General features: G+C 52.4%; 18 protein-coding genes. 8 read left to right on the plus strand and 10 right to left on the minus strand.

Annotated elements, in window-relative coordinates; genetic code table 11:
- The first annotated feature begins 51 nt into the window (after window positions 1-51).
- Window positions 52-4,416: a CHAT domain-containing protein gene (locus KV190_RS10500; protein WP_460193282.1), complete on the plus strand. Its 4,365-nt coding sequence runs from the start codon at window positions 52-54 to the stop codon at window positions 4,414-4,416.
- 7 nt (window positions 4,417-4,423) lie between these two features.
- On the opposite strand, the gene hemC is transcribed toward KV190_RS10500, so the two are convergent.
- On the minus strand, window positions 4,424-5,386 hold the full coding sequence (gene hemC / locus KV190_RS10505; protein ID WP_460193283.1) for a hydroxymethylbilane synthase: 963 nt from the start codon (window positions 5,384-5,386) through the stop codon (window positions 4,424-4,426).
- A gap of 73 nt (window positions 5,387-5,459) precedes the next feature.
- The gene (locus KV190_RS10510; RefSeq protein WP_460193284.1) at window positions 5,460-6,794 is read right to left on the minus strand and encodes a TIGR03279 family radical SAM protein; all 1,335 of its coding nucleotides are present in this window, start codon (window positions 6,792-6,794) and stop codon (window positions 5,460-5,462) included.
- A 157-nt stretch (window positions 6,795-6,951) separates the two neighbouring features.
- On the opposite strand from KV190_RS10510, the gene psb35 reads away from it, so the two are divergent.
- Window positions 6,952-7,182 carry a photosystem II assembly protein Psb35 gene (psb35, locus tag KV190_RS10515; RefSeq protein WP_460193285.1) on the plus strand — a complete coding sequence of 77 codons (231 nt, stop codon included), beginning with the start codon at window positions 6,952-6,954 and terminating at the stop codon, window positions 7,180-7,182.
- Entirely contained in the window at window positions 7,179-8,807 is a 1,629-nt protein-coding gene (locus KV190_RS10520) for a cyclic peptide export ABC transporter (protein WP_460193286.1), read from the plus strand. The genes psb35 and KV190_RS10520 overlap by 4 nt, the downstream gene beginning before the upstream one ends.
- Here the strand turns inward: KV190_RS10520 and ntcA are convergent.
- The 4 genes from ntcA to KV190_RS10540 all read right to left on the minus strand — a co-directional run bounded on the left by ntcA (window position 8,804) and on the right by KV190_RS10540 (window position 14,063).
- Window positions 8,804-9,469, minus strand: a complete 666-nt coding sequence (gene ntcA, locus KV190_RS10525) for a global nitrogen regulator NtcA (protein WP_190278317.1) — start codon at window positions 9,467-9,469, stop codon at window positions 8,804-8,806. The two genes, KV190_RS10520 and ntcA, sit on opposite strands and share 4 nt — an antisense overlap.
- 174 nt (window positions 9,470-9,643) lie before the next feature.
- Window positions 9,644-10,288 carry a DUF2834 domain-containing protein gene (locus KV190_RS10530; RefSeq protein WP_460193287.1) on the minus strand — a complete coding sequence of 215 codons (645 nt, stop codon included), beginning with the start codon at window positions 10,286-10,288 and terminating at the stop codon, window positions 9,644-9,646.
- Window positions 10,289-10,294: 6 nt separating this feature from the next.
- Window positions 10,295-10,954, minus strand: a complete 660-nt coding sequence (locus KV190_RS10535; RefSeq protein WP_460193288.1) for a hypothetical protein — start codon at window positions 10,952-10,954, stop codon at window positions 10,295-10,297.
- A gap of 382 nt (window positions 10,955-11,336) precedes the next feature.
- On the minus strand, window positions 11,337-14,063 hold the full coding sequence (locus KV190_RS10540) for an MGH1-like glycoside hydrolase domain-containing protein (protein WP_460193289.1): 2,727 nt from the start codon (window positions 14,061-14,063) through the stop codon (window positions 11,337-11,339).
- Window positions 14,064-14,428: 365 nt separating this feature from the next.
- Between KV190_RS10540 and KV190_RS10545 the strand changes: the two genes are divergently transcribed.
- Entirely contained in the window at window positions 14,429-15,262 is an 834-nt protein-coding gene (locus KV190_RS10545; RefSeq protein ID WP_460193290.1) for an acyl-CoA desaturase, read from the plus strand.
- Between the two features lie 6 nt (window positions 15,263-15,268).
- Here KV190_RS10545 and KV190_RS10550 read toward each other — a convergent pair whose 3' ends face one another.
- Complete coding sequence (locus tag KV190_RS10550) at window positions 15,269-17,041, minus strand: hypothetical protein (protein WP_460193292.1); 1,773 nt, start codon at window positions 17,039-17,041, stop codon at window positions 15,269-15,271.
- 237 nt (window positions 17,042-17,278) lie between these two features.
- Window positions 17,279-17,827, minus strand: coding sequence for a DUF1269 domain-containing protein (locus KV190_RS10555; protein WP_460193293.1), 549 nt, complete (start codon window positions 17,825-17,827; stop codon window positions 17,279-17,281).
- 141 nt (window positions 17,828-17,968) lie between these two features.
- Between KV190_RS10555 and KV190_RS10560 the strand changes: the two genes are divergently transcribed.
- Both KV190_RS10560 and KV190_RS10565 read left to right on the plus strand, forming a co-directional pair.
- Window positions 17,969-18,361 carry a 2Fe-2S iron-sulfur cluster-binding protein gene (locus KV190_RS10560; RefSeq protein WP_225901556.1) on the plus strand — a complete coding sequence of 131 codons (393 nt, stop codon included), beginning with the start codon at window positions 17,969-17,971 and terminating at the stop codon, window positions 18,359-18,361.
- Between the two features lie 6 nt (window positions 18,362-18,367).
- Entirely contained in the window at window positions 18,368-19,219 is an 852-nt protein-coding gene (locus tag KV190_RS10565; RefSeq protein ID WP_460193294.1) for an inositol monophosphatase family protein, read from the plus strand.
- Here the strand turns inward: KV190_RS10565 and KV190_RS10570 are convergent.
- Both KV190_RS10570 and KV190_RS10575 read right to left on the minus strand, forming a co-directional pair.
- The gene (locus KV190_RS10570; protein WP_460193296.1) at window positions 19,216-19,941 is read right to left on the minus strand and encodes a segregation/condensation protein A; all 726 of its coding nucleotides are present in this window, start codon (window positions 19,939-19,941) and stop codon (window positions 19,216-19,218) included. The two genes, KV190_RS10565 and KV190_RS10570, sit on opposite strands and share 4 nt — an antisense overlap.
- A 48-nt stretch (window positions 19,942-19,989) precedes the next feature.
- On the minus strand, window positions 19,990-21,915 hold the full coding sequence (locus KV190_RS10575) for a DICT sensory domain-containing protein (protein WP_460193297.1): 1,926 nt from the start codon (window positions 21,913-21,915) through the stop codon (window positions 19,990-19,992).
- A gap of 336 nt (window positions 21,916-22,251) precedes the next feature.
- Here KV190_RS10575 and KV190_RS10580 point away from each other — a divergent pair, with 336 nt between their 5' ends.
- Entirely contained in the window at window positions 22,252-23,961 is a 1,710-nt protein-coding gene (locus KV190_RS10580) for an ABC1 kinase family protein (protein ID WP_460193298.1), read from the plus strand.
- 54 nt (window positions 23,962-24,015) lie between these two features.
- Window positions 24,016-24,387, plus strand: a complete 372-nt coding sequence (locus KV190_RS10585) for a hypothetical protein (protein WP_460193299.1) — start codon at window positions 24,016-24,018, stop codon at window positions 24,385-24,387.
- Window positions 24,388-24,414 lie beyond the last annotated feature (27 nt).

The following is a 24,414-nucleotide window of genomic DNA, read 5'->3' on the forward strand; positions in this document are numbered from 1 at the left end:
GAAAAACCTAGGATAGACACTTTGCTAAGTGGCATATTTCCTGAGCCATATGTGAAAGAGTCCCTGAGGATAAAACTATCTTCCGTATCAAACTCTTTTCACAAAAAAAGTGATATGGCTCCCCAGTTTTTAATGACTGTGTTTTCCCGTAGCGTAATCAGCCTCACTGGCCTTGTTTCTCTTCTAACTGCCCCCGCACTGGCTCAAATCACCCCCGCTCCCAATACCACGGGCACAACTGTAGAAACTGTCAACAATCAGTTCAACATTGATGGTGGACAGCTTTCGGGGAATGGCCAAAACCTCTTTCACCTCTTCCGCAACTTCAATGTTCAGCAGGGGCAAACCGCCAACTTTCTGTCTACGCCACAAATCCACAACATTCTCGCTGGTGTTAATGGCGGCAGTGCTAGCTATATCAATGGCGTACTGCAAGTTACGGGGGGCAACAGTAATCTCTACCTCCTGAATCCTGCGGGTATTGTCTTTGGTCCCAATGCCCAGTTAAATCTACCGGCAGCCTTCCATGCCTCAACGGCGCAGCGGGTTCACTTTGGTGGCGGTATCTTTGACCTCAATGGCGCCAACTCTTACACCCAGCTCAATGGCTCTCCCCTCGGCTTTGAATTTGCCAACAAAGGGATTTTGATCAATGAAGGCAATCTCAGTGTTAATGCCGGTCAATCCCTGACCCTGATGGCGCATCAGGTGATGAATACAGGCACCCTTGGCGCAGCAGGGGGCACAGTGAATGTTGTGGCAGTGCCCGAGTCAGGTCTAGTGCGAGTTTCCCAAGAGGGCATGCTCCTCAGTCTTGAAATTCCCCAAGAGCGATTACCCGCCGCAGGCATTATTCAGCCAATTGATCTCCCGACGTTACTGACAGGGGGTCATGGCTATCCTGCCGTCAATAGTGTGATTCAAAATCCAGATGGCACGATTCATTTAGTTCACGATAGTACCAAGATTCCCCTAACCACGAATACGGCGGTCATTGGCGGCACGATTGATGTGAGTCATACCACCAGCGCCGGGGGGAAAATCACCATTGCTGGCCAAGGCAGTAATATTGCTTTGATTAATGCTCAACTGACTGCTGCGGGCAATACAGGGGGCGGCACCATTCTCGTCGGTGGTGACTACCTAGGGGGCACAACAGGAACGAATCGCTTAGATCGCACTTTCAATGCCAGTAATCTTTTCGTGAATGGCGGGACTTCCCTCAATGCCAATGCCCTCAGTCAGGGGGATGGCGGAACAATCATCAACTGGGCAGATAACAGCACTCGTTTTTACGGTCAAATTAGCACACGCGGCGGCGCTCTTAGCGGCAACGGTGGTTTTGTCGAAGTTTCTGGCAAACAATCCCTTGATTTTCAAGGCACAGTTGACACCACTGCCCCGAACGGCACCACAGGAACACTCCTGCTGGATCCAACGGATATTTACATTATTGATAGCACTTTTGATTTCAATATCACCCCTTCTTCCCCTTTTCAGGCAGCATCAAACTTTTATCCATTCTCTGAACTAAGTATAGGAACACTGTTATCAGCACTCAGTTCCACCAACGTTATTGTTACAACAGCGAGTACTGCAAGTGGCACTGGAAATATCTATGTGGAAACCCCCATTTCCAGCAGCTCCACAAACTCGCTTACTCTACAGGCGGACAATAATATTATCATTAACCATCCTATCTCTCTTCAGGGCAACTTAACACTACAAGCACAGGGTCTAATTCAAAATAACGAATCTCAAAACAACCCAATCAACATTAGTGCAGCAAATATTAGTGCGAATGCTCCAATACAAACCAACGGAACAAATATCAGCCTCCAAGCTAGCGGTAACATTCTCCTTCCCTCCATTGGCAATGTTCTCAGTACATCAGGTGGAAGTATTAATCTACAGAGTAGTGGAGGTTCAATCTCCCTTGGAGGTTCAGTTAATGCATCTTCAGGTAGTATTCAATTCACTGGAAACACAACTCTGCTGAACTCAGCTAACTTTTCAGGAGGGAACATTACCTTTAATGGCAATATTACTGGTAATCATCCATTGAGTATTACTTCAACTGGTCAGACTACAGTTACTGGAACAATTAATACAGCAAACTTAATAATTAAAGCTGGTGGCAATATTCAACTGAACAACATTACTACAAGTTCAGAAATTTACTTAGATAACGCAATGACTATCACTGCTGCCAACATTACCGCAAATAACTTACAAACGACTCAAAGTAATGGCTATATTCGAGTATTTGCTAGTAATGATGCTGTTCTTGGGAACGTAGTAAGTGCTGGCGGACCGATCGGCATTTTTGCCATCAGATCACTTTCAACTGGAAATATTAGTAATAACGGCGGATTTGTTTACTTGGCTTCTAATATAGATGCTAATGTTGGAGATATAACTACAGGTGGTGGTAATCTTGAAGCCTTTGTTGGGAGGTTTTTAAAATTAGGAAATCTGAATACTGCTGGTAGTGGTGGTAATGTATCTCTCATTGCTGGTAGAGTTTTCACTGCTGGTAGCATTACAACCGGTAATGTCTTTACCAATGGTGGTGATTTTTCCGCGCAAACAGGTATAGTCTCTCTAAAATTAGGGGGATTTCCAATCACACCACCAACTGTTGATTCATTGTTCTTGACTGGTAGTGTGACACTAGCAGGTTTTTTTGCTGATAATTTTACAATTACACCCACTGGCACTGGTAATTTAACGTTGGGTAATTTAGCTACTAATGGTGGAAACGTTAACCTGAGTAGCGGCAACATTGTTTTCAACTTCATTAACGCCGGGGTGGGTGGAGTTGACATCTATGCTGAGAATTCATTGCGTGCTTTAGGAACCTTTGATCGCAGTGGTGTGCCCACTAGCATATTTGGTCGCTCGGTCAATATCTTCATCAACAATGACACATCATTCTTAGTTGGTGACTCTGCTCTCAATGGAACAGCAGGTGCTATTCAGTCAGACAATTCCATTATTTCCCCACCAAGAACTTTGTCAGGCTTGGTAGAAGTAGGGAATATTCGTTTTGAGAATACAGGTCAAAGCGTACCTATTATTCCTGAGCAAGAAGCTAATACATTGCTGGAACCACCTCCGCCTGTTACCTATGCACCATCACAGTTGCCCCCTGAGTCACCTCCCATTCTTTTAACGACGGATATTGAGATTGCATTGGTCAATAATGACCTTGAACGTGCTCTCACCCTTTTGGATCAACGGGGCTGTCAAGAAGTTACCGGTTATTTTGGACGTACCTGTAACGTAAGAGAGATTTCCATCAAGGAAACTCAAGCCGCTCTCAATGAAATTGCTAAGCAGACAGGTAAAAAGCCAGCCGTTATCTATACACTGGCACGGCCAGATCAACTGGATTTAATGATGGTGACGCCAGAGGGAGAGCCGATTCACTCACCAATACGAGGTGTTGGGCGTGAGCAACTCCTAAAAATGGTGGATCAGTTTACGAATAGTGTTCGGGATCCACGCTTGGTTAATACCCGTGCTTATCTACCTGCATCCCAGCAACTCTATCAGTGGTTAATTGCACCCTTACGATCCCAGTTGGATGCCCAAGGGGTTGAAACACTGGTTTTTGTCCTTGATAGTGGCATGCGGGGAATTCCCGTGGCGGCACTCCATGATGGTAAGGGCTTCTTGATTGAGCGCTTTAGTATGGCTCTAGTACCCAGCATGAGCCTCATGGATACCCGTTACCGCAGTGTCCAACAGGCGCGGATTCTGGCAATGGGGGCATCGGAGTTCAAAGATCAGTCGCCTTTACCCGCTGTACCTGTGGAGCTAGCCCAAATTACCAAGGATTTAGGGGGCGGTACGGAGTTCCTTAATGCTGACTTTACGATTCCCAACTTGGAGCGGCAGCATCGGCAGGGAACTTATCAAATCATCCACTTAGCAACCCACGGTGAGTTTCAGCCGGGATCACCTGAAAACTCCTACATTGCCTTTACGGATGGGCGGTTGAATTTATTGCAGTTGCGGAATTTACGCCTGTATCGCCCGGAAACAGAGTTACTGACATTGAGTGCCTGTCGTACAGCGGTGGGTGACTTGGATGCCGAGCTGGGGTTTGCGGGTTTGTCGGTGCAGTCTGGGGTGAAGTCGGTGCTGGCTAGCTTGTGGTATGTCAGTGATGAGGGGACACTGGCTTTGATGACAGGCTTTTACAATCAGTTGAATAGGGCACCGATCAAGGCTGAGGCACTACGGCAAGCACAATTGGCGATGTTGCGGGGCGATATTACAGTCAAGGGTAATGAACTGCGCACACTCCGTGGGGGGATTCCCTTGCCGCCAGAGGTTGCTGTGGGCGATCGCTCCTTAAGTCATCCCTACTTCTGGGCGGCCTTTACGATGATTGGCAGTCCGTGGTAAGCACAAACTAGCGTTCCGGACGTACGGTGGCAAAAATCTCTTCCAAAATCTCTGAGGCACCCTGTTCACGAAGTTTCAGAGCAAGCTGCGTCCCCAGTTCTTCTGCGCTGGCAGGTTCTCCTGTGAGACTGTCTTTGACAAGGCGCTGGCCATCGAGACTCGCTACTAGGCCTGTGAGCGTAAGTTGACCATTTTCAATCACTGTATGTACGCCAATGGGTACTTGACAGCCCCCTTCCAATTGCCGCAAAAAGGCTCGCTCGGCTAAACAACGGGCTGCTGTTTCTGGATGTTCGAGGGTCTTGACCAAGGCTAAAATGTCGGCATCGTCGGCGCGGCATTCAATGCCCAAAGCGCCCTGACCCACGGCATAGAGGGATACTGTTGCCGGTAAGACTTGGCTAATGCGATCGCCAAAGCCCAAACGCCGCAGACCGGCCACCGCTAAAATCAAGGCATCGTATTCCCCAGCATCTAACTTGGCCAAGCGAGTATTTAAGTTCCCCCGCACATCCTTAAACGTGAGATGGGGGTAGTGGTGGCGCAATTGTGCCAAGCGACGCAGTGACGAGGTACCAATGACTGTGCCTTCAGGTAGGGTATCAATGGTGTGTCCTGTCCATTTCGCACCTAAAACGAGGGCATCCGCTGGGTCTTCCCGCTCGGTAATCGCGCCTAAAACTAAACCATCGGGCAACTTGGTGGGTAAATCTTTGAGGGAGTGAACGGCCAGATCGGTTTCGCCCCGCAGCATTGAGAGTTCTAGCTCTTTGGTAAAGAGGCCTTTATCGCCAATTTTGGCAAGGGCGACATCAAGGATATTGTCCCCTTGGGTAGTCATGGTCACCACCTCGAAAGCGCGATCGCGATGGTGGCTTTGCAGTTGCGCCTGTACCCATTCCGTTTGCACGAGAGCCAGTTGACTTTTGCGGGAACCAATGCGAACCGGACGGGACGAGGTGGCAATCATAGCGTTGAGTGTGCAGCGGACAGCATCCAGCCATTATAGGTCGCGGGGATCCCAAGGGGCAAGATCAGCCATTTTAGGGCTGGGTACAGGCGGCAATAATCCCTGCCGCGCCACCAGAGACCACTTGAATGGGGACTCCTAGCGCTTCTTCCACAGTCGCTAAAGGCACATCATCGAGAAAAACGGGTTCATCGTGCTTGAGCATCAGACTGGGCAGGAGCAGGCGATCGCCCAAGGGTTTGCCCTTCAGGTGATAGATCAAATCATGACCAGTTAATAGCCCGGTCACGGACATTTGCTGTCCCCAATAGTCGCTAGCAAGGGCATAGAGATCAAGGCGCAGATTCTCAATCTGATTCAGGCGAGCCACCAAGGGTTCAAAGGCCTGTTCCACTGTATTGCCCACCACCCAACTCAGATGACGCGGCTGCGGTAGGCGTTGGGGAAGCTGTTGGGCGTGAAGCTCAAACTCTTCTAAAAACAGGCGAATCGTGCCCACACCATTACTGAGTTGCGGATAGTCCTGATAGTGGGCGGCGGGGGGTAAGGGCGATCCGGCAATCAAGAACCATTCATCGGCCAGCCAAGCAAAGGGGGTTTGCCACTGCTGTTCAAACTGCTGTTGGAGCGCCTGTACCCGTTGAATCACTGCTTGGGCATGGTCAGGGGTGACGGGGATCAGTTCATCCTCAGCAGGGCGAAAGCGGGTCAGCCCCACGGGCACCACTGCCACTGAAAGCACGGTTGGCTCCTCAGGATCATAGAACTGGGCTAAATCCCGCAGTGTTTGCTCAAGACACTCGCCGTCATTAATGCCCGGACAGACAACAACTTGGGCATGGAGTTGCAGCCGCTGCTCTTGAAACCAGCGAATCTGTTGCAGAATTTCCCCTGCCCGTGGGTTTTTCAGTAGGCGTTGGCGGACACTGGGTACTGTGGCATGGACAGAAACGTAAAGAGGGGAAAGGCGCAAGCGGGCAATGCGCTGCCACTCTGAGGGAAGCAGGTTCGTCAGGGTAATGTAGCTGCCATAGAGGAAGCTGAGGCGGTAGTCATCATCCTTGGCGTAGAGGCTCTGCCGTTTGCCGGGGGGCTGCTGATCAATAAAACAAAAAGGGCAGCGATTGTTGCACTGCATCAACCCATCAAAGAGGGCACTGGTAAACTCCAGCCCTAAATCTTCATCAATGTCTTTTTCAATTTCGAGGACGTAGGTTTGGCCGTCTTTGCCTAGCACTTCGAGGGTGAGGTATTCCTCGGCACAGAGAAACCGATAGTCAATCAAATCGCGGGGGCGATCGCCATTAATGGCCACCAATGCATCACCGGGTTCAAATCCCAACTCAGCGGCAATAGAGCCGGGTTCCACAGCAGCCACAACAGCCGGGCGAAGGGCGCGATCGCTCATGGTTGATTGTTGAAAAGAGGGGGGACAGCCAGCAAAAACTTCATTTATCTTGTACTCTACCTTAGGCAGCACAGCCGCTTCCAGCTCTCAGGATTCTCAAAGCAGCCATAGGGTTGATATAGTGGTGTTCTACATATTTCTAAATGTTAAGAGGACGATGATGGGGTCATTGGGGATTAGCTTTACCGTTGGTGCAGGTAACTTTGTCCCCTTTTATGGGGTGTTGCTGCTGGGTCTTGTGGCGGCCGTGAGCATTGGCCTCATTGCATGGTACAACTCGAAGCGTCCCCCCGGTTGGGAAAATGCCGATCGCCCCAGTTTTATTCCCAAGTTGAATCTCGAAGAGTCTGAGTCCAACTCCACCTCTGATGAGACGACAGATTCGTGAAGCTCTTTCGGATTCTTTTACGGGCGGCTTGGCCGACGATTGTTGCGGCAGCGATCGCTGGACTTCTCAACGGTGGCAGTACGGCTGCGCTCATTGCCCTCATTAATGCCGCCCTCCAGAAAACCCCTGCCCTCCAGGGCCTCTTACCTTGGGGGTTTATTCTCCTTGGCACGCTCCTACTGCTGACCCACTTTAGCTCCCAAGTGCTGCTGGTGCGGGCTGCCCAACAGGCGGTTTATGAAATGCGCCTCCTCCTCAGTCGCCAGATTCTCGCTTCACCCCTACGCCAGTTAGAAGCCATTGGCAATCCCCAACTCCTTGCGACGCTGACAGAGGACGTGGATGCCGTCTCCCGTTCCTTTTCTGTCCTGCCCAATCTTTTTAATGCCATTGCCATTGTTATTGGCTGCTTGATTTACATGGGTTGGTTGTCGCCGCCCCTCTTTTTTGCCCTTGTGGGCTTAATTGTCATTGGTACTGGCAGCTACTTATTTCTAGCGGGCAGAGCACGAAAATTCCTAGAGCGGGCACGGCAGCAACAGGATCACCTCTTTCAACACTTTCGGACACTCACCGAGGGCAACAAAGAACTCAAGCTCAATCGGCAACGGCGGTTGGCCTTCTTTTATCGGGAATTAGAACCCACTGCTCAGAAAACACGACAGCAAAACGAGCTAGGGTACATGGTCTTTGCCATTGCTGCCAGTTGGGGGCAGTTGCTGCTCTTTGTCACCATTGGCTTCTTTCTCTTTACGCTGCCCCATTTGCTGGGAGCCACACCCACCGTTCTCTCAGGGTATGTCCTGACGATCATTTACCTCATGCTGCCGATGCAACAGGTGATTGATGCCATTCCAGTATTTAGTCGTGCCAGCGTTGCCCTCAAGAAGGTGGAATCCCTCCAACTGAGCCTTGGCGATCCGTGCCAAGACCTCAACGATACAGGCGAACTCCCTCCGCTTGGCTGGAAAACCCTCTCACTGCGACAGATTCGCCATCAGTACCACGGTACTCACGAGGATGAACCTGCAACCTTTACCCTCGGCCCTTTGAGTTTGACCGTGCAGGCTGGGGAACTCCTTTTTATTGTCGGTGGCAATGGCAGCGGTAAATCCACCCTGGCAAAAATTATTACCGGGCTGTACATTCCCGATCAGGGGGAAATTTGGGTAGATGATCGCTGTTTGCAGCCTGAGGACTACGAATGGTATCGCCAACACTTTGCCACGGTTTTTAGTGACTTTTATCTTTTTGAGTCTCTGTTGGGCATTGAGTCTCCCGAACGCCTTGCAAAAGTGCCAAGTTACCTCGAAAAACTGCGCTTGAGCCACAAAGTCCGCCTAGAAGGCAACCGCTTCTCTACGACCTCGCTTTCCCAAGGGGAGCGCAAGCGTTTGGGGTTGTTGATGGCCTATCTCGACGATCGCCCCGCCTACCTCTTTGATGAATGGGCAGCGGATCAAGACCCCCTCTTTCGAGAGATTTTCTACCGCCAACTCCTACCCGAGCTAAAAGCCCAAGGCAAAACGGTATTTGTGATTAGCCATGACGATCGCTACTTTGACGTGGCCGATCGCCTGATTAAACTGGACTATGGCCAACTGGTGGTGGCCTCTCACCCCTAGGTAAACTGCTGGCTCAGCATCAGTGGATTATGCACGGTGATTTTCTTTTTGTGAATTGAGATCATTTTTTGATCGCGGAGTTCCCCCAATAGGCGAGTCACAGTAACCCGTGTCGAACCAATGGCCTCGGCGATCGCCTGATGGGAAAGCTTCAAATCCACCGTTACGCCGGCACTGGTGGGAATGCCAAAATCACGGCAAAGAATCAGCAAAAAGCTGACCAAGCGGGATCCCATATCGCGGTGGGCAAGGGTCTCGATCATCATCTCCGTTTGCAGGATCCGCGATGACAGCCCCTGAATCATAAACATCGGCAAATCGGGATCCTCATGCATCGCCTTTTCCACCTGTTCGATGGGAACCGCCAATAGCTCCACGTTTGTAAACGCCACCGCATGGTAAAAGCGATCGGAGCGGGTGCCCGTAATCAGGGACAGCACCCCAAATACCGTATTTTCCCGCAGCAGCGCCACCGTAATTTCTTCACCTGCTTCATACACCCGTGAGAGCTTCACTGCGCCCTTGAGGAGAAAATAGACCTTTTCCGCTGGATCCCCCGGAAAGAAAATGGTTTTGCCGCGTTCATAGGTTTCAGTCGTGGATGGAAACAGGCCACTGGCCATGTGGCGAAAGACGGGTGCTAAGGGTTGATCTTTGTTCATGAGTCGTATGTCAATCCAAGGTGGTTCAATGGGTGGTGTAGCGATCGCATAGGGTGCTGTCGGCATTGATATCCCCCCAACAACGCAACTCTCTCAACGCCAGCGAATCTTGCTCTGGGTGAAGAGTTCAGCATTGACAGATTAGTAAAACCAATTCAGGGGCATTTTTTTGTATCATGCCACACTTTTTTTCGAGAGAATTAAGGGCGGACGCAAAAGCAAGTATCCCAATGCTCCCAAGAGGGGGACAAGGCTCCACCAGCGCCACGGTGACTTTTCTATCCCTCGCCGTTGCCAGTCATCCACCAGCAGCACCGGCAAGAGCAACGACAGTAGGCAAAAGTCCAGAGTCATCACATGAATAAAGCGACTGGTTTGCCACTGCTGCCAAAAGTCTGGCCAATCACCTGCGATCAGACCATAGCCAAGAAAGCCTATAGCCAATAAACCAATGACAACGGCAGTGAGCCGTGATTCCCAAAGGCGTACCCCCCAATTGAGTTCTCCCGTGAAGATCGGTGCTGGCTGGCGTAGGCTCAAATAGGGTAAGAGGGCAAACGCGCCTACGGCAAAACTAAAAGCCGCAAATGGCCACGCGGGAAATCGCTGTTCTTGACCGTCCACCACCAGTAATGCGGTATAAATCAATGGCCAGACGCCCATCAAATTAAAAAGACTGACAATGAGGGGGTTGATGCCCTGCCAGTCTCCTGTCGCTAGCCGTTGAATGAGCGTCAGTGTTTGCGGTTGATCGGGGGGCGCAAAACCAAAGCTATAGACAATCAATCCCAGCCAGAGAACCGCAAAGAAAATCCGCATACAGCTCTAAGCTAAAACCGTTTCGGGCACCCCCGCTTTTTGCAGTTGCTTCGTAAATTGGGGCAGCACTCGTTGGCACTGGCGGATAAATGCCTCTAGCCAACCTTGCAAGTGCTCTAGCTGCTCCTCACTGAGAAACACATCGCGGGTGGACTGGTACGATTGACAAACCACACGGCCGTCATTGGTCACTGTAAAGTCAGCAAACCAACTGCTGTAGGGACGAGTCCCCCGCCAATAGTTGGCCACAATCATCTTGCCAAGGTATTTCTGGGCAATATCGCCAATTTTGTTAAAGTGTTCTAGCACTTCCGCCAAGGTGAGGACTTTTGCTGCGGCACCTTTTGTTTCTTCAAGCTGCGGTAGGGTAATGTCTGTCAGTTCTTCGCGAGGTTGTCCCCCTAGACCCATGAGGGCAAAGAGTTTTTGTTCCAGATTGGCGAGGTAGCTATTGTAGGTTTGGCCGTTGCGGCTCAAGGTTTGGTGCATCCGCACAATGAGATCAATTTCCGCCAACTTGGTTGCCGCCAAGGATTCTAGGCGTGCTAATTGATCGGCAAAGGCTTGACTGTCACTCTCGGTACCACTCACGGTCAACCCAAGGGATTCAGCGCGCTCTGCAAGCAGACGGCGAATGTAGTAGCGAGTCATGGGTGTGAGCGACATAAACCAAAACCTCAAACGCAGCCAAAGTGGAACACGAGATGGAATGTGAACTTTTGTAAATCAGCTTAACATGTCTCCTGCCTTCGTTGCAAAATGTAATAGCTTTATTAACTCATCCACCCTAAAAGCAGTAGAACTCTAGTGTTAGGCAAAAGCTAGACCACTCCTTCCATCTCTCTACCAATTTAAGAGATGCAAGATACACTGTGGACGGTAATTTTACGGAAATTCACTAACCCTTGGAACAATTCAATCCCTCTCAAATCAGCTCGGATTACCGAAGTTTAGGGCTGCGGCAACGGTTCTGCCATTTCAGCATTGAGAAATGCAAAAAGGGGGCGATCGCCCCCCGATGACAACACACTTCAGCCTTCATCCGGTACTAGCTGGCGCTGACCAACTCCGCTAAGCGTTTCGAGACCACGGCCAAGTGTCCTTTCTCCAGTACCTCATCGGCGTCGAGAACATTGAGTGCCATGATCATCCGTGCAATCAGCCCCGTCCAGCCGGTTTGGTGACTCGCCCCTAGTCCTGCGCCATTATCGCCATGGAAGTATTCATAAAACAGAATCAGATCACGCCAGTGGGGATCGCTTTGGAATTTTTCGGTGCCACCATAGACCGGTCGCCGCCCCGATTCATCCTTAAGGAAGATACTGGCCAAGCGGCGGGCAATTTCTGCCGAGACCTCCCAGAGGTTAAGCCAGCGTCCTGAACCGGTGGGGCATTCCACCGTAAACTCGTTGCCATAATAGCCATACATTTTGCGCAGGGCTTGCACCAAAAGGGCGTTCACCGGCATCCAAATCGGACCACGCCAGTTGGAGTTACCGCCAAAGAGGCCAGTGGTGGATTCACCGGGTTCATAGCTAACGCGATAGGCCTCGCGACCTAGTTGGAAAACATAGGGGTGATCGTAGTGGTAGCGGGAGAGGGCACGGATGCCATAGTCACTGAGGAATTCACTCTCATCCAACATCCGGGTCAGAATCCGCCGGAGTTTGATCTCATTCACGGGCGAGAGTAGCCGCCGTTTTTTTACACCCGGGCGATCGATGGGGTTAATGTTGGCCAAAAGCTCAGGGTGGCGGGCATTAAAGGCAGCAATGCGCTCCCTGAAGGTGGGTAGGGAGTCCAGCAACTCTTCAGAGAAGATGGCAGTGGCACACAGGGGCAGCAATCCCACCATCGAGCGTACCTTCAGGCGCTGGGCACGGCCATCGGGCAGCCGCAGCAGGTCATAGTAAAAGCCATCCTTTTCATCCCAGAGTTCATCTTTCTGGACGCCAACGCGATCCATCGCTCCGGCAATATAGACAAAGTGCTCATAGAATTTGCAGGCAATATCCTCATAAACGGGATTGTGCTGTGCTAGCTCCAGCGCCATAGAGAGCATATCGAGGGCAAACATTGCCACCCAAGCTGTACCATCCGCCTGCTCAAGCACACCACCGGTGGGTAGGGGCGCACTGCGATCAAAGACGCCAATATTGTCTAAACCAAGGAAGCCACCCTCCATGACGTTGTTGCCGAGGGAGTCTTTGCGGTTGACCCACCACGTAAAGTTGAGCATGAGCTTGTGGAAGACACTCTCAAGGAAGGCCAAGTCGCCTTCGCCTTTTTTCAGCGCTTTGTCCAAGAGATAGATTTGCCACGTGGCAATCCCATGAACCGGCGGATTCACATCACCAAAGTTCCATTCGTAGGCGGGAATTTGACCGTTGGGGTGCAGATACAGTTCATTCACCATCAGCTTGAGTTGCTCTTTGGTGAAGTCCATATCCATGAGCGCTAGAGCCGAGCAGTGGAAGGCCAAGTCCCAAGCGGCAAACCAAGGATATTCCCACTTGTCGGGCATGGAGATAATGTCGGCGCTTTCAAGGTGGAACCACGATTTGTTGCGGGTAACGATGCGCTCTTCCACATCGGGGGGCAGGGCTTTGTCTTCCAGCCACTGCTTGACGGGGTAGTAGTAGTACTGCTTGGTCCACATCATGCCGGCAAAGGCTTGACGAACCACATTGCGCTGGTCGGCGGTGCAGTCACTGGGGATGAGGTGATCAAAGAAGAGATCCGCTTCGGTGCGAGCTTGGTTGAGGCGATCGCTAAAGGCATTGCCAAAGCTGAGGGGGCTACTTTTGGCGGGGGCAAGGCGCAGTTGAATGACTTCAACCCCCTGGGCAGGAACCGTGATTTGATAGTGGGCGGCGACCTTGGTGCCGACTTTGCCGGGGTTCACGGCATTCTGCTCACCATTGATCAGGTAGCGGTGAAAGGCATCCTTGACGTAGGGTGAGGCGTTGGGCTGGCCAAAGAGTCGCTCAAAGTTGGTTTCATTCTCGGTGAAGAGGAAGGGCACCGGGCGATCGCTGACAAACTCGTATTCCCCTAGCTCCTCATGGCGTGCCCGCACCAGTGTCGCATCCATTTGCTTCAGTTCCGGTTTGGTGGGAATGTGCCCCGGTGTCCAACTCCACGTATTGCGGTACCAGAGGGTGGGTAGAACGTGTAAATGGGCAGCTTCGTTGCCGCGATTGTGAATACTGATTTGGATCAAAATGTCGTTGGGAGCTGCTTTGGCATATTCAATAAAGACATCAAAGTAGCGATCGCCCTCAAAGACCCCTGTATCCAAGAGTTCATACTCCGCTTCAAAGCGGCTGCGGTGGCGATTGGTTGTCACCAAATCCAAGTAGGGATAAGCCGCCTGCGGGTACTTGTAGAGGTACTTCATGTAGGAGTGGGTGGGGGTGCTGTCAAGGTAAAAGTAATACTCCTTAACGTCCTCGCCATGATTCCCTTCATTGTTGGTCAAGCCAAAAAGCCGTTCCTTGAGAATCGGATCGTTACCATTCCAGAGGGCAAGCGCAAAACAAAGCCGCTGCTGGGCATCACAAATCCCGCCAAGGCCATCTTCACCCCAGCGATAGGCCCGCGATCGCGCCTGATCATGGGAAAAATACTCCCAAGCATTGCCGTCGGCAGAATAGTCTTCCCGCACCGTGCCCCACTGCCGTTCACTCAAGTAAGGTCCCCAAAATTTCCAAGGGTTGGCCTGACCATGCACTTGATTGAGTCGTTCCAGTTCAGGATTGGAACTTGACACCATACTTAACCTCGCTTTTTATGCCAGAAAATTATGAACTTAAGTGAAAACTTCTATAAAATCTTGCTGAGCGCTGAGTTTTCACAGAGTATCCAGTTATCAAGGTAGTTGAAATATCTCAAATCTTGAACAAAGGAAACATTAAGGTTTGGTAAGGTTACAGGGCACTGAAATCTAGTGGATAACCGATCCTCATTTGGCTTGACGTGCCCCCCAATCTCGGCCAAGATGGAATCAAGGGTTGGCTGGTTTGCTGGTTAAGCATAGGTTTCTTTTGAGGCCTAGTTCAAAAAGCATTCACAACCGTTATGCCCCAAATCAGCAGGCTGTACAGTCTGGTGGGGCTTGTCAATGTGTTTGAGAGTTTTATGACATCTGTTTCTTCGTTGCCTTCGCGCCCCCTGCGTCCCAACTGGGGGGTGATTTTTTTTATGGGCATTGTCCATTTGGGAGCGTTGCTGGCATTTGTGCCCCCGCTGTTTTCATGGTCGGCAGTGCTCCTCTGTTTTGTCCTCTACTGGGTGTCTGGTGGCCTAGGGATTACCTTGGGATGGCATCGTCTTGTCACCCATCGCAGTTTCCAATGTCCGAAATGGCTGGAATACTTTTTTGTCTTTTGCGGTAGCTTGGCCTGTGAAGGGGGCATTATTGAATGGGTTGGCCTGCACCGTAATCACCATCTCCACTCCGATCAAGAACTGGATCAGCACAATTCCCAAAAGGGGTTTTGGTGGTCGCACATGGGTTGGATGCTCCAAGAAGTGCCCGCCAAGGCAGAGGTAGAACGCCTCACCAAGGACATTAACACTGACCCCGTCTATCGGTTTTTGAATCAGTACTTTGTGCCCATTCAAGGGGTTTTAGGGGTCTTGCTGTATTTGTGGGGGGGACTGCCCTTTGTGGTCTGGGGCATCTTTGTCCGCCTTGTGCTGGTGTATCACCTCACGTGGTTTGTCAATAGTGCCACCCATAAATTTGGCTACCGCACCTTTGAATCGGGCGATCGCTCCACGAATTGTTGGTGGGTTGCCCTGCTCACCTTTGGCGAAGGCTGGCACAACAATCACCACACCTATCCCCATTCGGCACGCCACGGTCTGCAATGGTGGGAATTTGATATTACGTGGATCACGATTCGAGCACTGCAAGCGATCGGTCTGGCCCAAAAGGTGCGACTTGTAGAAGCGCCCGCGAACCAGTGAAAGCGCCTAAAAGGGGGTCTGGGGTTCCACCTCTTGCCAAATGCGGATTAATTCCCTTGCCTCTGGGTAGAGGGGATGCGTGGGGGGGATGAGTTCGGCGGTGGCGATCGCCTGCTGGTTGTCCCGCCCCACCCAATAGCGCGCCTGCTCTAAGATATTGTTGCCCCACTGCACAATCAATTGGTTGGCGGTGGCATAGACACTGGAGTTGGGGGAAATTTCTTGGGCAATGGCAATGGCAGCGGCAAAGTCGCGATCGCGCCCCCCTCGAGCACGGCGCTGGGCTTCATTCAGGCGAGCCGTATCTGGGTCAGGCTGCCAGCTCACCGCTTCAGTGGCAACGGGGGGAAAGAGTTCTTTGAGCCGATTTTGAGCCGTTTCATAGAGGGCACGCTGGGGACGAATTTGCTCCAAGAGTTGGCGGGCTTGCAGCAGGGCTTCAGGGGTGCCTTGGCGGGCAAGGGCGTTGGCCTGATCGATCAGGGGTTGATCCTCAGCAATCTCGATTTGACGTTGCCACAGCCGTCGCTGATCGCGGATTTGGTCTTGGCGATAGGGACTTGCATCCGCCAAAGGAATGTTGAGCCTGTTGAGGGCAAGGTAGAGGCGATCCATCGTGCCACCACGGGCAATGGCTTGGGCTTCTGCGAGGGTATGCAGCACTTTTAGATCCGTTTGCCAGCGCCGAATGGCCTGCTGAGCTTCAAAGTAGAGGGGGCGTTCTGCGGTAATTGTTCGTGCTTGGGCGATCGCTCGGTCAATGTCTTGTCCCATCCCCGCTTGGGCAAATTCTTCTGCGGTTGCCAACGTCACCACATCCTCAGCGCTGCGGGCACTCCTGACATCACGGGGAATTAAACCAGCAATCCGCCTTGCCTCTTGGGGGTCATAGCGATTCAGAGCCGCCACGGCTGACGCAAGTAACTGTTCACCCAACTCATTGAGCAATCGCCGCGCACCGGGATAAATATCGCTGGTGGTGGGAATTCGCCGCACAATTGCAATGGCAGCGGCCAAGTTATCGGCTCCCCCTTGCGCCATGAGGGCACGGGCTTCATCCAACTGCCGATCTTCCCGTTGGGCACGGATAATTCGCTCATTAAAGGCACCAAACTGCTCCTGCGCCCAGTAGCGATTGGCAACGAATTGGAGTTCTAGTGAAATTTGAAAAGCTTCTCGCCATTCGAGGTTTTTTAAGGCGGCTTCGGCGCGCCGGTAAATGCTCTCCCCCTCTTGCCAAATTTCCTGCCAGCGCTGAATGCGTTCTTCCACCTTGGTATAGGCTTGGACATCGCGAGGAATCCGCCGCGCAAAGGCGATCGCCCGATTTAATTGCCCCTCATGAAAGGCTACCTCTGCCAAGGCCAAAACCTGATCTGACCACGCCTCTAAGCGGCGATTAATCTCAGGGGCAAGGGGATGATCGCGGGGCAAGTCATCAATGAGATCAATGGCATGGAGCAAATCCTCAAGGGTGTGTCGCTCCGCCGCCTGTTGGGCGCAGTAGAGGCGAAAGGAGGCCGATGCCAAAGGCCACAGGACAAAATCACAATTGCCGGGAGTCGTCGGTTGCCGCAGCAGCAGCCACAGGGATAGCCCCGAAATCCCGACGGAGGTGAGGAGGGAGAGGCCAGCCGCCACTTGCCAGTGTTGCAACCAAGGTAAGCAGGCACGCCACTGCTTTTGCACAAGGGGGACTAGACGATTGAGTTGGCGCGATCGCCGGCCAAAGCGTTTTAAGATCGCGATCACTGCGGTTGGTTTAGTTTGATCCTGCACCGTATGCCCACTCCCCAACACTCCCTATTGGCATCCCTAACTGTGAGCACAATGCCCAGTGACAGCCCTTTTCTGAAATAGGGGTTAAGGAACTAAAATGTTGCCCGACACTCACTTGCGCAGTGTGGCGTGGGTTCCATCCTTGGAAAAAGGGCTGTATCTAGGGAATGGCCGAGCCTCTCAAAATTATCCTAATCAATTTAGAGCGAGAGCTAGACCCAAGACAAACTCAACAAACTAACTGTTCGCCGTTTCACTAGAGGTCGTTGCTTCGCTAGGAGCAGGCGCTTGGGACGCCGGATTGCCTCGGTTGAGGGCTTCTTGCAACTTCGCTTCATCCTCTTTCGACAGGGAGGTGCGCAGGACTTTACCGCCAAAGGGAGCAATTTCCTCAAGGACTTTGTCGGGTGTGGCTTGACGCACCAATGTAAAGATGGCCGAGCTACCGGGGGCAATGGTTTGTCCCAATTCCTTGATGAAATTATCGTCAATGCCAATATCGGTAAATTTGCCAGAAATCGCCCCCGCCACGAGACCCGCAGCCCAGCCCAAGAGGGGATTGAAGAACAATAGACCAATGAGCAGCCCCCAAAAGCCACCGCCAAGGGCACCCTGGAGAGTTAAATCCTGAGTCTGGTTGATTTTAACCTTGCCCTCTTTGGTGCGCACGACAACAGCCGCGTCCTCAAGGTCAATGAGATGCTCACGCTGGAGTTTTAATAGCTGGATTAATACTTCGTTCGCCTTGTACTCATCATCAAACGCAATGACCACTAAGGTACTCATAATTTTAGGTCTCCCTACAAATGTGGGTCATAGAACCGCTCCTACCCTAGCATTGTCATTAGCAGGTTGGGATTGCGGTATGGTAGCTAAGGGACGAAGCAAGGTCTTTGACAGCCCTTTTCACGGTAAGATAGCGAGACCATGAGCACGCCACAAACCTACACTGTGACCATTCACGTGCGTCCCCTTAAGCCGGGGGATCCACCCACGCGGACGTACACAATTACTGTTCCCAGCGATCGCTATATCCTGCAATACGCTGAGAGCCAAGGCCTTGAGTTGCCCTTTTCCTGTCGCAACGGTGCCTGTACCACCTGTGCTGTGCGCATTCTCTCGGGCCATGTCTATCAACCCGAAGCCATGGGACTCTCCCCAGCCCTGCAAGCCCAAGGCTATGCCCTCTTGTGTGTCAGCTATGCCCGCTCTGACCTTGAGGTGGAAACCCAAGATGAAGATGAGGTCTATGAGCTGCAATTTGGCCGCTACTTTGGCAAAGGGCGAGTCCAGTTGGGGCTACCCCTCGATGAGGACTAGTGATCCATGACAGCCGTGAGTTGCCCACTGCCGGAGAGTGAGCGGCAGCGTTATTTAGAAATTGCCACGGAGGCAGCCTTGGCGGGGGGCGCTGTTCTTCAGCACTACTGGGGCAAACTGAGTGAGATTGAGGAAAAAGGGCGCTCTGGTGACCTCGTCACAGTGGCCGATCGCCAGTCGGAAGCGGCGGTACTAGATGTAATTCATCGCCATTGTCCAGACCATGCGGTGCTGGCGGAGGAATCGGGTCTTTCGGGACTGAAGGATAATCCATTTCTCTGGGCCATTGATCCGCTGGATGGCACCACCAACTATGCCCATCAATACCCCTTTAGTGCGGTGTCAGTGGCTCTCTTAGTAGAGGGCGAACCCCACATTGGTGTCGTCTATGATCCCTTTCATCGCGAACTGTTTCGCGCTGCTACAGGCCTCGGTGCCACCCGCGATCGCCAGCCCATCCGTGTTTCCAGTACCGCAGAACTGAGTCACAGCCTTTTGGTGACGGGTTTTGCCTACGATCGCCGTGAAACAGAGGACAACAACTATGCGGAATTTTGCTACCTGACCCATCTCAGCCAAGGGGTACGGCGGGGTGGCGCGGCAGCCATTGACTTGGCCTACATTGCCTGTGGTCGCCTCGATGGTTATTGGGAACGGGGTCTCTCCCCTTGGGACTTGGCCGCTGGGGTGGTTCTGGTTCGTGAAGCTGGGGGTGTTGTCACTGCCTACGATCAATCTCCTTTTCAACTGACCTCAGGGCGGATTTTAGCCACGAATGGGTATCTCCACGCTGCCCTGAGTGAGGCACTCCTGCGGGTAAAACCCTTGGGCTTTTCGTTTCTGCCAGAGGGACGTTAGGCCTCTAGGGGCATCGCCTCAGCTAGACCCGTCCGCACCTGTAGGGGTTGATAAAAATCGCTTTGTTGGAGATCCACCTTGGACTGGGCAGCGAGGAATAGCAGCGCCCAAAAGACCCCGACGGGATCGGGTTTGCGCCGCAGTAGCGCTTGGAAGTCTAGCCATGTCCCTGCGGGAGCCATTTCTGCGAGGAGGCTTTCTACTTCGCTAGCGATCTCCGTGAGGTTTTCTTGGTGAGCCAGTTGGGTAATTGCCTTGAGGGTTGTGGGACGGCGACGCCGCCGGGGTTGATGCGGCCGCAGCACCTTTGCCCGGTCGTTCTGAACCGCCATGGTTTTCAGGTGGGCAATCAATTCCTCAAGGGTGACGCGGCGCCGTTGTTGGGGGGGAGCCACGGGGCGACGATGCAAATGCTGCTCTAGGGCATGGGGCAAGACCACAAAGGACTGGTTTTCACTGATCTCTGGTGGCTCTGCGAATTCTGTTTCTTCGGGAATCGGTTCAGCAACTGCAACTAGGCGATCGCTCTTCAGGAGCACCAGCATCGCTGCATACAAAAAGGCCTGCCCTGATTCACTGAGATTGGGTTCCCCCCGCCGTGCCAACTCCGCCAAACAGCGATCAAAGACCTCAATCACTTGAATGTCCCAAGGGTCAATTTCCCCCTGCTCGGCCAAGTCAATCAAAATGTCAATGGCGGTATCAGCAAAGGATTGGCTCATGGCTGGCTGCCCACTCGTTGTTGTCTATCTTAGGGGGATTGGCAGCCCCTATCCAGAAAAAGGCTCAGCAATGGGAATCGTAAAGTGGAACTCACTACCGCGATCGCGCCCCGCCGACTCCGCCCAAATTTGCCCCCCCAAATTGGTAATGATCTGGCGACAGATCGCGAGACCCAAGCCCGTCCCACCTGCAGAGCGCCGCAGTGCCCCCTCCTCCTGATAAAAGCGATCAAAAATCGTTTCCAAGCGATCCGGTTCAATACCGCGCCCAGTATCGGCAACCGTCACCTCCAATAGACCATCGGGACGAGGCTTGGCAGCAATGGAGACCTGACCCGACTGCTCAGTAAACTTGCAGGCATTATCGAGTAGCTTCGAGAGCACCTCCACTAGCCATTCGCCATCTGCTCGGATCAAGGGCAATTCCTTGGGCAACACTGTGCGAATGGTTGGTAGTTGATCCTTGGGGGTGCGCAGACTACTGAGAGCTAGATCCACCAGTTCTTGGAGGGGGAGGGGTTCCGGTCGCCACTGCACCCGGCCACTTTCTAACTGCGAGAGGGTGAGGAAGTCCTGAATTAGTTTCCGCATGCGCTCAGCATCGGCGAGAGCGGTACTCAACATCACCTGCCGCAGTTCTGGATCCATATCGGGTTCACTCGCTAGACTTTCGAGGCAGACTTGAATGGTCGAAAGGGGCGTGCGCAGTTCATGACCCGTAATTGCAATGAGATTGCTGCGGGTGCGATCTAAGGCCTCCAGTTGCGCATTGAGTTCCTCTAAATCTGCGTAGGCCTCCGCCTGAATCAGGGCAACTCCCACTTGGGTGGCGATCGCCTCCACTAATTCTGCGTCCATGTCGTGCCACGGCAGCGGTTCACCGCGGTGGAGTTCAACAATGCCCAACAGCCGCCCTTGATAGAGAACAGGTGCCAGTAGGAGGGCTTTGACCCCGGCGGCATCGAGGGGCTTGAAACGGGTCGCCTCGTAGTGGCGATCAGCGGCCACATCATCCACCTGAATGACCTGCTGATGTGCCAGTGCCTGCTGGGTGTAGGGGTGTTCACTCACGGGCCAATACTGGTACTGCAAAGGAGGTAGGGTACCGCTCGTGTACTCGTGCTCAATGCGCACCCGCGTATCGGTACTGCGGCAACGATAAATGAGACAGCGATCGCCCTTTAGGGCTTCCCCTAGTTCTGCCACTGCACGAGTGAGAATTTCCGTGGGATTAAGGGAGTTGCGAATCGCCGTGGTAATCGCATTGGTGAGGCGTTCCTTGCGCTCTTGAATGGCAATTTGGCGGTAGGCCTTGATTTGCTTGTACTGGCCGGCTTGCAGATAGGTAACCAGGCGATCGGCAAAGGGGGCAGGATCACTATTGCACCCCGCCACTTGGCGATAGGTCTCAACCCGTGCCAGACCTTCCTTGAGTTTCTCCTTGAGTTCAGGGCGGTACTCCCGAATACGGTTGAGGAGGATTTCAGCGGTTGTGGCTGCCACCTGCCGATCAAAGGTCCAAATGCCCTCAAAACGACGCGCCGCATCCATCGGCGGCAACACATCTAAGCGATTGGCGGGCGATCGCTGGACTTCGCGGCAGACCAAGCAAGTACTGTAATTTTTGCCCAAGACGGTCAAATGCCATTCTTGACTGAGGGCATCCGCGGGATCAAAGGCAACCGTTTCATAGTCCCCCGAGCAGTTTCTAAACTCGGTTTCCGGGGCAGCCAAAACGTAAACATGGTGGGACTTGGTGGCAATGCGCTGGTAACGATGGGCTTCTTGGCGATAAAAGCGTTCCCGCTGAAAGCAGGCAATAATAATCGGCGCATCCTCATTGGCCAAAACCTGATCCTCCATTGCATGGGAGAGCGCCGTCAGCGATGTCTTGAAGTACAGTTGCGATCGCAAGCGAGGCAACCGCGCCAACAACTCCTCAAGAACAGATGTGGCAATGATCCTGTTGGCCATGGAAGGGTGTGAATAAGAAGATGCCCTACGGTACCATTATCGGCAAATCCGCACCAGCGAACCTATACACCTAGGTAAACCAACGGCTGAATTGCTGGCACCACCAACCTTAAACTTTTGTTAAGAATTTTATTGATTAGCAGGGCTTATGTGTAGTTTTCTATACTATATTTAAGCAAACCCAAAAAGATCAGCTCCTCTAGCACCGGGGATCAACAAAATCCTCATAATTGCGATGGTTGCTTACGTTGCTCCCAAAAGTGCTCCGTGGAAACACCCATGGCAAGGGGAGAGGGTTGTAGTAAGTTGGGTTTCAGAGAATAAGGTGAAAAAGCTGTGACTGCCCGTGTTTCTGCTGTCCCTAGTGCTGGTCATCGTCGTTACGATCCTGAGGCGATCGCCCGCTACTACTGGCGACACCCTTGGCAAGTAATCTGGCGGTTCGTTAACATTTCGGTATCTTTCTTGACATTTTGGCTGCTGTTGCAGTGGGACAAGTGGCTAGGTCAACAGGAAAGTCAGCGTCCCCTGCGGGCGATGCAACTGCGCAAACTCCTGATCCGTTTAGGCCCAACCTTCATCAAAGTCGGTCAAGCCCTCTCCACTCGCCCCGATTTGATTTGTCCCGACTATCTCGAAGAACTCACGCTCCTGCAGGACAAACTGCCCCCCTTTGCCAACGAGATTGCCATTGCCATTATTGAGCGGGATCTGCGCTTAAACCTAGGGGATGTCTTTGCCGAATTCTCACCCCAACCGGTGGCCGCCGCTAGTCTCGGCCAAGTCTATCGTGCCAAACTCCACAGTGGCGAGGAAGTGGCCGTCAAGGTGCAGCGTCCCAATCTCTTGCCCGTGATTACCCGCGATCTCTTCTTAATCCGCCTTTTGGTGCAGTGGGTCAAGCCTTGGCTACCGATTAACCTCTGCCACGATTTGCGGGACATTGTCGATGAATTTGGCCGCAAGCTCTACGAGGAAATTGACTACCTCAATGAAGGGCGCAATGCTGAGAAATTTGCTGCCAACTTCCGCGATGATCCCACGGTTAAGGTACCGAAAATCTATTGGGAATACACCACGGAGCACGTGCTCACGCTGGAGTGGATCCACGGCATTAAACTCACCCGTACGGATTGCATGGTGGCGGCGGGTGTCAATCCCGATGAACTCATCCGTGTTGGTGTGATTTCTGGTCTGCGGCAACTCTTGGAATTTGGCTTTTTCCATGCGGATCCGCATCCGGGGAATCTCTTCGCCATGCCCGATGGCCGAATGGCCTACATTGACTTCGGCATGATGGATCAACTGGAGGAGAGCACTAAAGAATCCTTGGTGGATGCCGTCGTTCATTTGGTGAACAAGGACTATCCAGCCTTGGCGACAGACTTTGTCAAACTGGGCTTTCTGACCCCGGAAACGGATATTACGCCGATTATCCCTGCCCTTGAGTCGGTCTTTGAGGAGGTGATTGGCTCCAGTGTGCGGGAATTCAACTTCAAAGTGATCACCGATCGCTTCTCCGAGTTGATGTATGCCTATCCCTTCCGGGTTCCTGCTAAGTTTGCCCTGATTATTCGCTCTCTGGTGACCCAAGAGGGCATTGCCCTGTGCCTCAACCCCAACTTCCGCATTGTTGATGTCAGCTATCCCTACGTGGCACGGCGTCTGCTCCAAGGAGAATCACCCCAACTGCGGCGACGGTTATTGGATGTCCTCTTCAAGGATGGTCGTCTTCAGTGGCAACGACTGGAAAACCTGATTGCGATCGCGCGGCAGGATCAGCACTTTAACCTCGCGCCAACGGCCACCTTGGGCTTGCAGTATCTCTTTTCTGAGGAGGGGCAGTACCTGCGGCGGCAAATTGTGCTAGCGTTAACCGAAGATGACCGTCTCCACACCGAAGAGGTGCAACGCCTTTGGAATTTGGTCAAGTCTGATCTGCGTCCGCTCTTCTTGATTGATGTGGCATGGGAAGCCCTCAAGGCCTCTGTCTCCCACACGCTGGGTAAAGAAGAAGAGAGCAGCTCTTTGGTGGTGGCCAGCTAAGGGTTGGCAGCGGTTATCAACGTCCCTGAGTGTCCAAGAAGGATTAGGTATCCCGTGTTTGATCCACCCATTGTCTTGCTACTGGCGGGTATTTTTATGGGGTTGACCAGTGGTAAAGCCTTTGAAGCCACCCTCAAGCAGAGCGTTCAAGAATGGAACCGCAGCCGCTCCACCCGTGTTCTGAGTCAATTGCGCGGCCCCCAGCTTCAGTTGCCCTACTTGGGGATCTCCATTGGTATCTGGCTCTTCCTGATGGCAGGATTGTGGACCTATGGCTTTAGTGCAGGGCTGAGTATGGTCATTGCCTTTGTGCTGACGATCGCCACTGCCCTTTTGGTGTGGTATCAATTGGGGAAAGTGCTGACGATTTTAAGTACGGGTGGTTCTCGTGCCCTTGATCTCGATGCCCTTGAGGCCAAGGAATAGTTTTCTTTAACTCCTAAAGGAGGCGTT

Source organism: Thermosynechococcus sp. FA-CM-4201, from assembly GCF_054689355.1.

Excerpts from the sequence above, each read along its gene's own strand:
- KV190_RS10510 (WP_460193284.1), bottom strand. The coding sequence starts at position 6,794 with ATGAGCGATCGCGCCCTTCGCCCGGCTGTTGTGGCTGCTGTGGAACCC.
- KV190_RS10545 (WP_460193290.1), top strand. The coding sequence starts at position 14,429 with ATGACATCTGTTTCTTCGTTGCCTTCGCGCCCCCTGCGTCCCAACTGG.
- KV190_RS10530 (WP_460193287.1), bottom strand. The coding sequence starts at position 10,288 with ATGCGGATTTTCTTTGCGGTTCTCTGGCTGGGATTGATTGTCTATAGC.
- KV190_RS10535 (WP_460193288.1), bottom strand. The coding sequence starts at position 10,954 with ATGTCGCTCACACCCATGACTCGCTACTACATTCGCCGTCTGCTTGCA.
- KV190_RS10570 (WP_460193296.1), bottom strand. The coding sequence starts at position 19,941 with ATGAGCCAATCCTTTGCTGATACCGCCATTGACATTTTGATTGACTTG.
- KV190_RS10565 (WP_460193294.1), top strand. The coding sequence starts at position 18,368 with ATGACAGCCGTGAGTTGCCCACTGCCGGAGAGTGAGCGGCAGCGTTAT.
- hemC (WP_460193283.1), bottom strand. The coding sequence starts at position 5,386 with ATGATTGCCACCTCGTCCCGTCCGGTTCGCATTGGTTCCCGCAAAAGT.
- psb35 (WP_460193285.1), top strand. The coding sequence starts at position 6,952 with ATGATGGGGTCATTGGGGATTAGCTTTACCGTTGGTGCAGGTAACTTT.
- KV190_RS10555 (WP_460193293.1), bottom strand. The coding sequence starts at position 17,827 with ATGAGTACCTTAGTGGTCATTGCGTTTGATGATGAGTACAAGGCGAAC.
- ntcA (WP_190278317.1), bottom strand. The coding sequence starts at position 9,469 with ATGAACAAAGATCAACCCTTAGCACCCGTCTTTCGCCACATGGCCAGT.
- KV190_RS10560 (WP_225901556.1), top strand. The coding sequence starts at position 17,969 with ATGAGCACGCCACAAACCTACACTGTGACCATTCACGTGCGTCCCCTT.
- KV190_RS10575 (WP_460193297.1), bottom strand. The coding sequence starts at position 21,915 with ATGGCCAACAGGATCATTGCCACATCTGTTCTTGAGGAGTTGTTGGCG.
- KV190_RS10540 (WP_460193289.1), bottom strand. The coding sequence starts at position 14,063 with ATGGTGTCAAGTTCCAATCCTGAACTGGAACGACTCAATCAAGTGCAT.